Raw genomic sequence first — 12,238 nt, 5'->3', positions numbered from 1 at the left:
CCGGCTCAGCCGGCCTTGTTCGGCGGCCAGTCCTGGCGCTTGATCGTGTCGGTCCATTGCAGGAAGTCGGCGAGGTCGTTGAGCTCCTGGTCGGACAGATTGAACTGCGGCATCTGCCTGCGGCCGGGCGCACCGGAGGGTTGCGACTGCATCCAGGATTTCAGCATCTCGCGCGCGGCGGCCGGGTCCTGCCTGCCGCCCCAACGGTCCCAGACATTGCCGACCTCTGGCGCGAAATAGGCGCCCTCGCCGAGCAGGGTATGGCAGTTGATGCAGGAGTTTCTCTCCCAGACGTGCTTGCCGCGAGCGACTCCGTCGGACAGCGTCGACGCATTGGTCGAGGTCGTGACCATGTAGTAGTGGCTGTGCGCTGTGAGCCCGAGGAAGATCGCAAAGAAGAAGGCCGAACCGCCGTAGAAGACGTTCCGTGCGGCCGACTTGGTCAGGCGTTCCGCCATGACACGTCCTTTCCGTTTTGGTGAAGGTCGATGGTGAAGGCAATCTACCGGCACTGCCGGGAGTCTCTTTGTCGCGGCGCAAGCAGCACGGCGATGGCCCGTCAGACCAGCGCGCGGAGCGCCACCGCCAGCCCGGCGAGCGCAACCAGGCCTAGGAGCCACGATGCGAGCAGGCCGCGCCACAGCGCGGGCGCATGGCGCAGGCCGAGAAAATCCAGCACGATCACCCTGCCCTTTGCCAATGCGAGCGCGAGCACGAGGGCATCGGCGAGCCAGCGATTCGGCAGCAGCAGCGAGGCCGCGAGCGTGGCAACGGCGAAGCTCAGCAATTGAAGCCAGGCGAGCGTGAGGCGATCGCGGACCATGACTCATCCCACCAGATAGAGGATCGGGAACATCACGATCCAGACCAGATCGACCATGTGCCAGAACGCCGTCCCGGTCTCGACGCTGGTGGGCGCGGCATGACGACCGACGATTCCGAGGATGACCATCCCGAGTACGACGTGAAGCAGATGGAAGCCCGTGAGCAGAAAATAGAGCGTGAAGAACGGCGACGTCTCCAGGCCTGCGCCGGCGGCAATCTCCCTGCCATACTCGGTCAGCTTGACGGCAATGAAGGCCGTGCCGAGCAGGATCGCCAGCATGATCCAACGCCGTGCTGTGGCCGGCGATCCGCCTCTCGCCGCCGCCGCCCCGCGCGCCGCAGCCCACCCGCTCGTCACAAGCACGATCGTGTTCAATGCGGCGAGAGGTCCGTCCAGCATGGCCTGCCCGGCTGCGAACACGACTGGATTGACTGCGCGCGCCACGACGAAGGCGCCGAGCAGCAGGCCGAAAGCGACAAGCTCGCTGAGGATCAGGACCCACATCATGGGGTCGCCCGGCAACCCGTCGAGCACGCCCCAGCGCTCCGTTGGTTCCGGTTCGTATGTGAGTGCCGACACCGCCACCTCCGATCAGATGTCGGCAAAGCTAATCGGGGCGGCAGACATGCTCTTTGTCGGCGCACAAACAGCACGGCGCCTGGATGCGCTACCGGATCGACATCAGGAGCATGTCCATGACCGAAGCGCGGCTCGGCCTCGTCACCGCCACCCCGATCATCATCGTGTTTGCAGCGGCGCTGCGGCGCATGGGCGTACTGTCGACCACGGGGACCGTGTCCGCGATCGCGCTCTCCGTTGCGATTGCGGTTGTCCTGTTCACCACGCAATAACCTGGCCTGGAACCTTTGCCGTCCTCGGGCGTCAGATCGTCCGGAGGTGCCGCATGGACGACAACCGGTTCGCAGAGCTGCTCGGCAACGCCGCCATCGGCGTCTGGGGCGACATGCCGCGCGACATCCAGGAAGCGCTGTTCGAGACGGCGATGCGCGGTCACGACGATCTGAGGCACGAACTCGCCAAGCTGCTTCACGACCGGCATCCGCGGACACAGCATCCGCCGCATCCGGCTTGAGCGGTCTCAGTCGCGATGATCATCAGCCCCGAACTGTGATGGCTCGTCGTAGCCCTTGCGGCTGCTGTAGAACAACAGCACCATCAGCCCGATCCCCACGATGAGCGAAAACACCACGCCGAGCGTGAGCGCGATCCAGCCCTCGGTCGGCATCGGATCGCCGGGCAAGGTCATGCCCTGATAGGCGAAGACGACGGCGGCCGCGAGAATCAGCAGCAATGCGACGATGATAGTGATGGGTCCTGCACGCATGGCGGTCGCACTCCTGACACGAGAACAGGACGCGACCACGATCGTTCCTGGACGGGTGCGGTAACGGCGCACGGCGGCAGTTCCGAAATTTGAGGACGGCGTCCCACCCTTCTCGCTGCGCCGCCGAAAGCATCGCGCTGCATCCAATCGCAGCATCATCTGCTCAAAGGATGACGCGCGCTCCACCGCGCCTTGCCGCGCGCCGCATGGCTGCTCTCGCGGCGGATCGCTAGGCGTCGGGGAACTTAGCTGATAACCATACCGGCTCCCTATCGGCAGCAGAGGACAAGGACCGGAGATGGACAACCGCAGCGAGATCTGGCGCGGCGTCGACGCGATCAAGACCCGTTTCATCGAGCTCAGCGACCGGGTGTGGAGCATGCCCGAGATCTGCTACACCGAGGCCCGCTCGTCCGCCGAACACCTCGCCGAGTTGAAGCACCAGGGTTTTCGGATCATCGAAAAGGTCGCGGGCATCCCGACCGCGCTGATGGGCGAATGGGGCGAAGGTGGTCCGGTCATCGCGTTCATGGGCGAATACGACGCCCTGCCCGGCCTCAGCCAGGAGGCCGGCGTCGCCGAACATCGTCCGATCGAGACCGGCGGCCATGGCCATGGCTGCGGCCACAATCTCCTGGGCTCGGCGGCGCTGCTCGCGGCAACCGCCGTGAAGGACTGGCTCGCCGCCAACAAGGTTCCGGGACGCGTGCGCTACTACGGCTGCCCTGCCGAGGAAGGCGGCGCCGCAAAGGCCTTCATGGTGCGCTCAGGCGCGTTCGAGGATGCCGACATCGCAATCACCTGGCATCCGTCGAGCTTCTGGGAAGTGGTGATGACGCCCTCTCTCGCCAACACGCGCGCCGACTTCATCTTCACCGGACGCACCTCGCATGCGGCCGCCTCGCCGCATCTCGGCCGCAGCGCGCTCGACGCGGTGGAGCTGATGAATGTCGGCGTCAACTACATGCGCGAGCACATGCCGAGCGACGCCCGCGTGCATTACGCGCTGCTCGACACCGGCGGCATTGCGCCCAACGTCGTGCAGGCGCATGCGCGCGTCCGCTACTCGATCCGCGCGCGCGACCTGCCCGGCATGAACGAGCTGGTCGGGCGCGTACACAAGATCGCGCAAGGTGCCGCGATGATGACCGAGACCAAGGTCGAGATGAAGATCATCTCGGCGGTCTCCAACATCCTGCCCAACACGCCGCTCGAAGAGGCGCTGCACGGGATCATGGAGGAGCTGGGGCCGCCGCATTTCGACGCGAGCGACAAGGATTTCGCCGGTCAGATCCAGGCGACCCTGACCGACAAGGACATCGAATCCGTCTACTACAGCATCGGCATGGATCCGACCGACAAGCCGCTGGCCGACTTCCTGGTGCCGCTGAACGCCAAGCGCAATCCGCAGATCGGCTCGACCGATGTCGGCGACGTCAGCTGGGTGGTGCCGACGGTGCAGGTGCACGCGCCGACGGTGGCGATCGGCACGCCGTTCCACACCTGGCAGGTCGTTGCGCAAGGTAAGACGCCGGCCGCGCACAAGGCGATGGTGCAGGCCGCCAAGGCGATGGCCGGTCTCGGCATCAAGGCGCTCAATGAGCCGGCGCTGATCGCAGCCGCCAAGGCCGACCTGAAGAAGCGGACGCTGCGCACGCCCTATGTCAGCCCGCTGCCCGCCGAGGTCGAGCCGCCGCTGACCATGTCGGTCGTTTGAGAGATACACTGGGGGGGGAAACACAATGGCGAAAACAGCGACAAGGAAGAAGCCGGCGGCAAAGACCGCCAAGCCGGCTCCGAAGCGCGTGGCCACGCGCGCCACGGCCAACAGGAAGCCCGCAAAGGCGAAGCCGCAGGCCAGACCACAGGCGAGGGCCACCGCGCCGAAGCCGCGGCTGCCGAGAGGACCGGTTTGGCAGTGGTCGGCGCTCGACACCGCCGCTGCGATCCGCTCGGGCGCGGTCTCCTCGGTCGAGGTGACCGAGGCGCACATCGCGCGCATGCATGAGGTCAATCCGAAGCTGAATGCGGTCGTCGTCGATCTGTCCGAAGAAGCATTGAAAGCTGCGCGCACCGCGGACAAGGCGCGCAACAAGGACGGCCTGCTGCATGGCGTGCCCGTCACCATCAAGGAGAACGTCGACTACCAGGGACGGCCAAACCCCAACGGCGTTCCGGCGCAGATGGGAATCATCGCGCCGTCGGACGCGCCCGTCGTGCGCAACCTCAAGAACGCGGGCGCGATCGTGCTCGGCCTCACCAACACGCCGGAATTCTCATTCCGCGGCTTCACCGACAACCCGCTGCACGGACTGACCTTGAACCCGTGGGATCCCGAGATCACCTGCGGCGGCTCGTCGGGCGGCGCTGGAGCTGCGGTCGCCGCCGGTATCGGCACCATCGCGCATGGCAACGACATCGGCGGCTCGCTGCGGTGGCCGGCGCATTGCAACGGCGTTGTCACGATCAAGCCGACGCAGGGGCGCATCCCGGCCTACAACGAAAGCGCCGCGGCCGAGCGGCCGATGCTGGCGCATCTGATGTCGTCGCAGGGCCCGCTGGCGCGTAGCGTCGCCGACGTCAGGCTGGCGCTGGAGGTGATGAGCCGGCGCGATCCGCGCGATCCCTGGTGGGTGCCGGCCCCGCTCGAGGGCGAGAAGCCCAAGCGGCCGATCAAGGTCGCGCTCGCCAAGATCCCCGATGACATGGACGTCGATCCTTCGGTGCAGGCCGCGCTGCGGCAGGCCGCCGATCATCTGGAACGCTCCGGCTACCGGGTCAGCGAGGTCGAGGTCCCCGACATCTCCGGCGTCTGGCAGACCTGGTGCGACGTCATCACCACCGAGGTGGTCGTGATGCAGGAGGCCAAGATGCTGGCCGTCACCTCGGAAGACTTCCACAAGGCGTGGGGCGGGATGCGGGCCAAGGCCGAGATCCTCGACCTCGCGGGCTGGATGAACGCGACGGCGCAGCGCTCCACCCATATCCGCGCCTGGCAGCTGTTCTTCGAGGATTATCCGGTGGTGCTGGCGCCGACGACGGTCAAGCCGACGCCGGGCCCGCGCGAGGACACGGTAAGCCCGGAGCGCGTGCGCGAAATCTTCTTCAACGATATCCGCTTCATCTCGGCCATCAACGTGCTCGGGCTGCCCGGCGCGGTGGTGCCGGTGGCGGTTCACAATGGCCAGCCGATCGGCGTGCAGCTGATCGCCGGCCGCTATCGCGAGGATCTCGCGCTCGATGCCGCCGCGGCGATCGAGAAGCGTGCGGGCATGCTGGTGCGGCAGCTCTGGGAGCGGATGGCTTAGTCTCGCGCCGGCCCGAGAACCCCGGCTCTCGGGCCGTCATGTTTCCAACATCGCTTCAGCCTCGATTGTCGAAAGTCGTACACTGACGCCCATCGCGTTTGCCCGAGGGGCCCCTCGGGTTGACGGGACGTCGCCGACCTGTCTATTTTGATGTATACGAATGAATATAGCACGGCATCGGTACGGGCGCTGCGCCGGAACGGGACTTGCAATTCACCGAAGCGAACCCGTCTCTGCGATATGAACGAGGACAATTGTGATGAGATCGATGCGCTTCGTCGCCGCTGCCCTGTGCGCGGCTGCCGCTCTCCTGACTGGCGCAAATGCGTTCGCCGGGAGCGCCAACATCGCCGTGGCCGCCAACTTCACCGAGCCGGCCAAGGAGATCGCCGGTCTGTTCAAGGCCAAGACGGGACACGAATTGGTGCTGAGCTTCGGCGCGTCCGGACAGTTCTACACCCAGATCAAGGAGAACGCGCCGTTCGCGATCCTGCTCTCCGCCGACGACGAACGGCCGAAGAAGCTGGTCGACGAGGGCCTCGGCGTCGCCGGGAGCCGTTTCACCTACGCGATCGGCAAGCTCGTTCTGTGGAGCAAGGACCCGAACGCGGTGAGAGGCGAGGAAACGCTGAAGGCGAACGCGTTCAACAAGCTGTCGATCGCCAATCCCGCCGCCGCGCCCTATGGCGCGGCTGCAGTGGAGACGCTGAAGGCGCTCAATCTCTATGAGACGATCAAGCCCAAGATCGTGCAGGGCAACACGATCTCGCAGGCGTTCCAGTTCGTCGATACCGGCAATGCCGAGGTCGGCTTCGTCGCACTGTCGCAGCTGATGCCGAATGCGGGCGGCTCGCGCTGGCTGGTGCCGCAGAACCTCTACAGCGAGATCCGTCAGGATGCCGTGCTGCTGAAGGCATCCGCCGGCAACGAGGCGGCGACCGCGTTCCTGACCTTCCTCAAGACTCCGGAAGCCCGTGCGGTCATCGAGAAGTTCGGCTATGCTCTGGACCCGAAGTCCGGCAGCTGAGCGCTCACGTCGATGAACTTCCAAGGATGAACTTGCACGTCTCGGCCGATATCTGGCAACCGGTCAGTCTGACCCTCGAATTGGCAGCGATCACGACCATCATTCTGATGATCGTGGGAACACCGATCGCATGGTGGCTGGCGCGGTCGCAGGCGTGGTGGAAGGAGGCGGTCGCAGCCCTGGTGGCGATTCCGCTGGTGCTGCCGCCGACCGTGCTCGGCTTCTATCTGCTGGTCGCGCTCGGCCCGAGCGGTCCGGGCGGAGCGCTGGCTTCCTTGTGGGGCGCACGCACCCTCGCCTTCACTTTCCCAGGCCTCGTGATCGGCTCGGTGCTGTTCTCGATGCCGTTCGTGGTGCAGCCGATCCGCAACGCCTTCGAGGCCATGGGCGAGAAACCCCTGGAAGCAGCCGCCACGCTGCGGGCCACGCCCTGGCGCGCGTTCTGGACGATCGCCGTGCCGCTGGCGAGCCCCGGCTTCCTCACCGGCGCGATCCTCGGCTTTGCCCACACCGTCGGCGAGTTCGGCGTCGTGCTGATGATCGGCGGCAACATTCCCGGCAGGACAAAGGTGCTGTCGGTCGCGATCTACGACTACGTCGAGACCTCGCAATGGACCGAAGCCTCCGTGCTGGCGCTCGGCATGGTCGTGTTCTCGTTCGGCGTCATTCTGACGATGATGCTGATCGAGAAGAAGATGACGCGACGCGCGTCATGAGCACCGTCAAGGTCGATTTCCGCGGTACGCTCGGGCGCTTCGAGCTGAACGCGCGGTTCGAGGTGCCGGCGCGCGGCGTCACCGCGATCTTCGGCCCGTCCGGCTGCGGCAAGACTGCCGTCATGCGCAGCATCGCCGGCCTCAACCGCCTGGACGGACGATGCTCCGTCGCCGGCGACGTCTGGCAGGACGAGAAGACCTTCCGCCCAGTGCACCAGCGCCCGATCGGCTACGTCTTTCAGGAAGCCAATCTGTTTCCGCACCTCTCCGTCCGCCGCAACCTGATGTACGGGCATCCCGGCCCGTCCGGCCCCACCGCCATCGGCTTCGATGAGGTGGTGTCGCTGCTCGGCATTGCCAAGCTGCTGGAGCGCTCGCCGCGCCATCTGTCCGGCGGCGAGCGGCAGCGCGTGGCGATCGGCCGCGCTCTGCTCAGCCAGCCGAAGCTGCTGCTGATGGACGAGCCGCTGTCGGCGCTCGACCAGATCACCAAGGACGAGATCCTGCCCTATCTGGAGCGGCTGCATGCCGCGCTCGACCTGCCGATCCTCTACATCAGCCACGATATCGCGGAGGTCGAGCGGCTCGCCGATCAGCTGGTGCTGATGCGCAATGGCAGCGTCCTGGCTTCAGGTCCGCTGTCCGTGCTCCAAGCCGACCTGACACTGCCGCTCGCGCTCTCCCGCGATGCAGCGGTCAGTCTCGACGCCACCGTTCTGAAGCACGACGCCATCGACGGCATGGTGACGCTTGCGGTGCCGGGCGGGCATTTCGTGCTGCCGGCCGAGCCGCTTGCGCCGGGAACACGCCGCCGCCTGCGCGTGCTGGCCGATGATGTCAGCCTCGCCTTGGAAACGCCGAGCCGCAGCACCATCGTCAACGTGCTACGCGCGAAGATCCTGGAAATCCGCAGCCAATCGGACCACCGCGTCACCGCCCTGCTCGGCCTCGGCGAGGACGGCCAGGGTGCACGATTGCTGTCGCGGGTCACCCAACGCTCGTGGAACGAGCTCGGCCTGCAGGCAGGGCTTGCCGTCTACGCCCAGGTCAAGGGCGTCGCGCTGGTGCGCCGCGAAGAGCCCATCGCCTGATCGGCACGCGCCGACCTCCCCCGCACCATCACAACATGTTGTATAAGCGACAATATAGCATCCGATGTTATATCCTAGACAATATAGCTCTGGATCAGACAAACCGAGGCATGCCTGCTTTTCCTCAATGCAATGAACAAGTTGATCGGCGCGCAACGATCTGGCCCGCGGCTTGCTCATTCGATCTCGCAACACGAGGTCATCAGCATGAAAGCCGCCGCCGTCACCTGGCATCCGAACGCGCCCAAGCCGCTCGCGCTGGTGCTGGGCACCAACGAGATCGCCTCCGCGATCGCGGCCAAGCTCAACCATGAGCGCTTCGCGCTCGTCCTCTGTCACGACGCCTTTCCGCCGGTGATCCGACGCGGCATGGCCTTTCACGACGTCCTGTATGGCGAGGCCTGCGACATCGACGGCGTGGTCGGCTGCCGGGCCGAGGGCATCGCGGACGTCGTGCGCATTCATCGCGAGCCCAGCCAGGTCGCCGTCACCGGGATGCATCTCACCGACATCATCGCGTTCCGCTATCCCGCGGTCATCGTCGACGCACGGATGCAGAAGCATCTGGCCACGCCGGATCTGCGCGGCGTTGCCGGCATCGCCGTCGGCATCGGACCGCGCTTTGCGGTCGGGCACAATTGCGACATCGCGATCGAGACGCATCCTTGCGAGACCGGCGCGATCGTGGCGCACGGCACCACGCGCGACGCGGACGGCAAGGCGCGTGCGCTCGGCGGCGCCGGCCGCGAGCGCTTCGTCTATTCCAATCAGGACGCCGTCTGGCATACGCCGCTCGACATCGGCACCCGCGTCTACAAGGGACTGCAGCTCGGCTCGCTCGGCGGCACACCTGTGCTGGCGCCACTCGATGGCGCACTGCGCGGCATCGCCCGCGACGGATTGCGCGTGCCGGCCAACGTCAAGCTGCTGGAGATCGATCCGCGCGGCCGCCACGCCGCATGGACCGGCATGGACGACCGCGGGCGATCGATCGCCGCGAGCGTTGTCTCGGCGGTCCACGCGATCATGCAAACCGGTCGGAAGGCGGGCCGCGTCTCCGCCAACGTGTGAGGAGGACTGCCATGGGTGTCGCGGAGGTCGGGACGTGTCAGATCGTGGCGCTGCAGGGCGCTGCGTCCACCGTCATCCAGGAGCTGCTCGATGAGCTCGCCACACGGCTCGCAGGCATCGGGCTGCGCGTCTCCGGCGTGATCGAGAGCAGCGCCGACAAGACCAGGCCGTGCAAGGCCATGATGCTGCGCAGCCTCGACGACGACCGCGTGTTCTCGATCTCGCAGGATCTCGGCCCGGGATCGCAGGCCTGCAATCTCGATCCCGAAGGATTGGTGCTGGCCTGCGCCGCCGTGCAGCAGTCGATCGCGCGCGGCACGGATGTCGTGATCCTCAGCAAGTTCGGCAAGCAGGAGGCGGCGGGAGGAGGCCTCGCCGACGCCTTCGGCTCGGCGATGTCAGCCGGGCTTCCGATCATCACGGCGGTATCGCCCGCGATGATGGAGGCGTGGACGCGCTTCGCCGGCGTGTTCGCCGAATGCGTCCCGGTCGATGTCGCGCGCCGTCCCGGCTGGATCGAGGCGTGGTCCGGCCGCATGGTGACAGCGCGAAGCCCGCGTGACATGATCGGCTCACAACGCGAGCGGATCGGAATAGGATGAAGCGCGAAGCTCAGATCGCATTGACCATCACTTTCGGCAACGGCGGAAGTCTGTCGCCCGAAGATCTGCTGCTGATCGACTTCATCCGCCGGGAGCGCTCGATCCTCGGCGCCGCGCGCGCGAGCGGCATCTCCTACCGCAAATGCTGGCTGATGGTCGATGCGCTCAACCGCACCTTCGAGACGCCCGTGTTCGAGACTCATCCGGGGCGACGGGGCGGCGGCGCCGAGATCACGCCGTTCGGCGAGCGGCTGATCGCGCTGTATCGCTCGATGGAGCGGCGCACCCGCACGGCCACCGCCGCGGCGCTCGCTGAGCTGCAGAAGGCTACCGATCCCCGCTATCAGAAGCGGGCCAGCGGCGCGGCCGAGGCAGCTCCGAAGGCCGAACCGCGCCGGGCCCGATCGCGACGCTCTTGATCATCGCCCAGGCCGACAGATCCGGCTCCAACGCCAGCCGCTCGACGGACTCCAGCGTGACCAAGGCGTGCAGCTTCGTCGCACCGAGATCGAACGTCACGCGCACATAGGGCGGATCGAGCGGCAGGATCTCCTCGATCCGGCCGGGCAGCCGGTTGGTGATCGAAACATCCATCGGCCGCGACAGCGCGATCGACACGTCGCGGGCCTCGATGGTCACGGAGACGCCGGCGTCGATCGCGGCGTCGACCATCGGAACGCGCAACTCGCCGTCGGCGAAGAACAACGTCGACATGCCATATTGCTGATCATGGCGCAGCACGCGCGCAGGCACCGTCGTGCTGAGAACGACGGTCGAGGCTGAGGACGATGCAGACGAGCCGGTCATCGCGCGGCAGCCTCCACAGCCTCAGGGCCGGTCGTGATCGTACAGGACGCGAACGCGGATCGTGCCCTCCACCGCGCGCAGCTCCGACAGCAGCGCCTCGCCCTCACCGCCGACCACGTCGGTCTCGAGCACGACATAGCCGACCTCGGGATCGGTCTGCAGATATTGCGCGAGGATGTTGATGTTGTGCCGCGACACCGCTTCGTTGACCTGGCGCAGCACGCCGGGCACGTTGCGATGAACGTGGATGAAGCGCGTGCCCGTCGGGCGCGCCGGCAGTTGCACCTGCGGGAAGTTCACGGCGCCGAAGGTCGAGCCGACATCGGAATAGTCGATCAGCTTGCGCGCAACCTCGCCACCGATGCGGTCCTGCGCCTCCTCGGTGGAGCCGCCGACATGCGGGGTCAGGATCACGTTGGGCAGGCCCTGCAGCGGCGAGACGAACGGATCGGCGTTCGATGCCGGTTCGACCGGAAACACGTCGACGGCAGCACCTGAGAGCTTGCCCTCGCGCAATGCGCTGGCCAGCGCATCGATGTCGACCACCGTGCCGCGCGAATTGTTGATCAGATAGGCCCCGTCCTTCATGTGACGGATCTGGCGCTCGCCGATCATGTTGGCGGTTGCCGGCGTCTCCGGGACATGCAGCGACACGACGTCGCTCATCGCCAGGAGCTCGTCGAGGCTCTCGACCGGCTCGGTGTTGCCGTGACGGAGCTTGTCGGTGAGATCGAAGAAGATCACCCGCATGCCCATGGCCTCGGCGAGGTTCGACAGCTGCGAGCCGATGTTGCCATAGCCGATGATGCCGAGCGTCTTGCCGCGCACCTCTCGGCTGCCATTGGCCGACTTGTCCCAGCCGCCGGCATGCGCCGACACCGAGCGCGGGAAGATGCGGCGCATCAGCATCACGACCTCGGCGATCGTCAGCTCGGCGACGCTGCGGGTGTTCGAATAGGGCGCATTGAACACGGGGATGCCGAGCCGCTTCGCGGCATCGAGATCGACCTGGTTGGTGCCGACGGAGAAGCAGCCGACCACCATCAGCCGGTCGGCCGCCTGCAGCACGTCGGCGGTGAGATGCGTGCGCGAGCGAATGCCAAGCATGTGCACGCCCGACAGCATACGCTTCAACTCCGCCGAACCGAGCGCCTTCGGCAGCCGCTCGATTTCCGAATAGCCGTTGGCCTCGAACATGCGGACGGCCGAGTCGTTCACGCCCTCGAGGAGCAGAACGCGGATCTTTTGCTTGGGAAGCGATAACGGCATGGGCCTGGCCTGATTCAGTCGTGGATGTGGCGTAGTGTAGCGGTTGTTACAGTCGCGATGCGTTGAAACTTGGTGAATGCGACGCGGCAGGGTCGCTTTCTGTCGCTTTCTCAGGGTCTTGTCCACTCCGTCGCGGCCTTTTGACCGGCGATGCAAAATCAGCGCCTGGCATACCG

Annotated in this window: 16 protein-coding genes; 10 read left to right on the top strand and 6 right to left on the bottom strand. The window is 66.2% G+C overall.

From position 1 onward, the window contains the following. Positions 1-5: 5 nt before the first annotated feature. The 3 genes from ACQR03_RS11330 to ACQR03_RS11320 all read right to left on the bottom strand — a co-directional run bounded on the left by ACQR03_RS11330 (position 6) and on the right by ACQR03_RS11320 (position 1,405). Complete coding sequence (locus ACQR03_RS11330; RefSeq protein WP_315717761.1) at positions 6-458, bottom strand: c-type cytochrome; 453 nt, start codon at positions 456-458, stop codon at positions 6-8. Positions 459-559: 101 nt separating this feature from the next. Further along, positions 560-823: a cytochrome C oxidase subunit IV family protein gene (locus ACQR03_RS11325; RefSeq protein ID WP_315717762.1), complete on the bottom strand. Its 264-nt coding sequence runs from the start codon at positions 821-823 to the stop codon at positions 560-562. Between the two features lie 3 nt (positions 824-826). Then, positions 827-1,405 (bottom strand): cytochrome c oxidase subunit 3 family protein, encoded by a 579-nt coding sequence (locus tag ACQR03_RS11320; protein ID WP_315750296.1) that lies wholly within the window; start codon positions 1,403-1,405, stop codon positions 827-829. 116 nt (positions 1,406-1,521) lie between these two features. On the opposite strand from ACQR03_RS11320, the gene ACQR03_RS11315 reads away from it, so the two are divergent. Beyond that, a complete protein-coding gene (locus ACQR03_RS11315; protein ID WP_316201166.1) occupies positions 1,522-1,677 on the top strand; it encodes a hypothetical protein in 156 nt (51 codons plus the stop codon). Positions 1,678-1,730: 53 nt separating this feature from the next. Further along, positions 1,731-1,919 carry a hypothetical protein gene (locus ACQR03_RS11310; RefSeq protein WP_172112235.1) on the top strand — a complete coding sequence of 63 codons (189 nt, stop codon included), beginning with the start codon at positions 1,731-1,733 and terminating at the stop codon, positions 1,917-1,919. Between the two features lie 6 nt (positions 1,920-1,925). On the opposite strand, the gene ACQR03_RS11305 is transcribed toward ACQR03_RS11310, so the two are convergent. Continuing rightward, complete coding sequence (locus ACQR03_RS11305; RefSeq protein ID WP_315717765.1) at positions 1,926-2,171, bottom strand: hypothetical protein; 246 nt, start codon at positions 2,169-2,171, stop codon at positions 1,926-1,928. A 298-nt stretch (positions 2,172-2,469) separates the two neighbouring features. Here ACQR03_RS11305 and ACQR03_RS11300 point away from each other — a divergent pair, with 298 nt between their 5' ends. The 8 genes from ACQR03_RS11300 (at position 2,470) to ACQR03_RS11265 (ending at position 10,405) form a co-directional block, all read left to right on the top strand. Next, the gene (locus tag ACQR03_RS11300; protein WP_316201167.1) at positions 2,470-3,888 is read left to right on the top strand and encodes a M20 family metallopeptidase; all 1,419 of its coding nucleotides are present in this window, start codon (positions 2,470-2,472) and stop codon (positions 3,886-3,888) included. Between the two features lie 25 nt (positions 3,889-3,913). Further along, positions 3,914-5,479: an amidase family protein gene (locus ACQR03_RS11295; RefSeq protein WP_316201168.1), complete on the top strand. Its 1,566-nt coding sequence runs from the start codon at positions 3,914-3,916 to the stop codon at positions 5,477-5,479. Between the two features lie 259 nt (positions 5,480-5,738). Beyond that, on the top strand, positions 5,739-6,506 hold the full coding sequence (gene modA / locus ACQR03_RS11290) for a molybdate ABC transporter substrate-binding protein (RefSeq protein WP_315827073.1): 768 nt from the start codon (positions 5,739-5,741) through the stop codon (positions 6,504-6,506). Positions 6,507-6,532: 26 nt separating this feature from the next. After that, a complete protein-coding gene (modB, locus tag ACQR03_RS11285; RefSeq protein WP_434841273.1) occupies positions 6,533-7,222 on the top strand; it encodes a molybdate ABC transporter permease subunit in 690 nt (229 codons plus the stop codon). Further along, on the top strand, positions 7,219-8,313 hold the full coding sequence (gene modC / locus ACQR03_RS11280; protein WP_315717770.1) for a molybdenum ABC transporter ATP-binding protein: 1,095 nt from the start codon (positions 7,219-7,221) through the stop codon (positions 8,311-8,313). The genes modB and modC overlap by 4 nt, the downstream gene beginning before the upstream one ends. A 207-nt stretch (positions 8,314-8,520) precedes the next feature. Beyond that, positions 8,521-9,384: a xanthine dehydrogenase gene (locus ACQR03_RS11275; protein ID WP_315717771.1), complete on the top strand. Its 864-nt coding sequence runs from the start codon at positions 8,521-8,523 to the stop codon at positions 9,382-9,384. Positions 9,385-9,395: 11 nt separating this feature from the next. After that, positions 9,396-9,986: a DUF2478 domain-containing protein gene (locus tag ACQR03_RS11270; RefSeq protein ID WP_315750289.1), complete on the top strand. Its 591-nt coding sequence runs from the start codon at positions 9,396-9,398 to the stop codon at positions 9,984-9,986. Then, positions 9,983-10,405, top strand: a complete 423-nt coding sequence (locus ACQR03_RS11265) for a winged helix-turn-helix domain-containing protein (RefSeq protein ID WP_315717774.1) — start codon at positions 9,983-9,985, stop codon at positions 10,403-10,405. Before ACQR03_RS11270 ends, ACQR03_RS11265 begins: the two co-directional genes overlap by 4 nt. Here ACQR03_RS11265 and ACQR03_RS11260 read toward each other — a convergent pair. Both ACQR03_RS11260 and serA read right to left on the bottom strand, forming a co-directional pair. After that, positions 10,314-10,793, bottom strand: coding sequence for a TOBE domain-containing protein (locus ACQR03_RS11260; protein ID WP_434841274.1), 480 nt, complete (start codon positions 10,791-10,793; stop codon positions 10,314-10,316). The genes ACQR03_RS11265 and ACQR03_RS11260 overlap by 92 nt on opposite strands. Before the next feature lie 21 nt (positions 10,794-10,814). Continuing rightward, positions 10,815-12,062 carry a phosphoglycerate dehydrogenase gene (serA, locus tag ACQR03_RS11255; protein WP_434841275.1) on the bottom strand — a complete coding sequence of 416 codons (1,248 nt, stop codon included), beginning with the start codon at positions 12,060-12,062 and terminating at the stop codon, positions 10,815-10,817. Between the last annotated feature and the right edge of the window lie 176 nt (positions 12,063-12,238).

Origin of the sequence: Bradyrhizobium sp. HKCCYLS3070 (assembly GCF_051167575.1) — a bacterium.
Classification (GTDB): Bacteria; Pseudomonadota; Alphaproteobacteria; order Rhizobiales; family Xanthobacteraceae; genus Bradyrhizobium.
This window is presented reverse-complemented; position numbering and strand designations above follow the sequence as displayed.

Bases quoted from the DNA above. Each gene is read 5' to 3' on its own strand.
- ACQR03_RS11330 (WP_315717761.1), bottom strand. From the start codon at position 458: ATGGCGGAACGCCTGACCAAGTCGGCCGCACGGAACGTCTTCTACGGC.
- ACQR03_RS11325 (WP_315717762.1), bottom strand. From the start codon at position 823: ATGGTCCGCGATCGCCTCACGCTCGCCTGGCTTCAATTGCTGAGCTTC.
- ACQR03_RS11315 (WP_316201166.1), top strand. From the start codon at position 1,522: ATGACCGAAGCGCGGCTCGGCCTCGTCACCGCCACCCCGATCATCATC.
- ACQR03_RS11310 (WP_172112235.1), top strand. From the start codon at position 1,731: ATGGACGACAACCGGTTCGCAGAGCTGCTCGGCAACGCCGCCATCGGC.
- ACQR03_RS11305 (WP_315717765.1), bottom strand. From the start codon at position 2,171: ATGCGTGCAGGACCCATCACTATCATCGTCGCATTGCTGCTGATTCTC.
- ACQR03_RS11300 (WP_316201167.1), top strand. From the start codon at position 2,470: ATGGACAACCGCAGCGAGATCTGGCGCGGCGTCGACGCGATCAAGACC.
- ACQR03_RS11295 (WP_316201168.1), top strand. From the start codon at position 3,914: ATGGCGAAAACAGCGACAAGGAAGAAGCCGGCGGCAAAGACCGCCAAG.
- modA (WP_315827073.1), top strand. From the start codon at position 5,739: ATGAGATCGATGCGCTTCGTCGCCGCTGCCCTGTGCGCGGCTGCCGCT.
- modB (WP_434841273.1), top strand. From the start codon at position 6,533: ATGAACTTGCACGTCTCGGCCGATATCTGGCAACCGGTCAGTCTGACC.
- modC (WP_315717770.1), top strand. From the start codon at position 7,219: ATGAGCACCGTCAAGGTCGATTTCCGCGGTACGCTCGGGCGCTTCGAG.
- ACQR03_RS11275 (WP_315717771.1), top strand. From the start codon at position 8,521: ATGAAAGCCGCCGCCGTCACCTGGCATCCGAACGCGCCCAAGCCGCTC.
- ACQR03_RS11270 (WP_315750289.1), top strand. From the start codon at position 9,396: ATGGGTGTCGCGGAGGTCGGGACGTGTCAGATCGTGGCGCTGCAGGGC.
- ACQR03_RS11265 (WP_315717774.1), top strand. From the start codon at position 9,983: ATGAAGCGCGAAGCTCAGATCGCATTGACCATCACTTTCGGCAACGGC.
- ACQR03_RS11260 (WP_434841274.1), bottom strand. From the start codon at position 10,793: ATGACCGGCTCGTCTGCATCGTCCTCAGCCTCGACCGTCGTTCTCAGC.
- serA (WP_434841275.1), bottom strand. From the start codon at position 12,062: ATGCCGTTATCGCTTCCCAAGCAAAAGATCCGCGTTCTGCTCCTCGAG.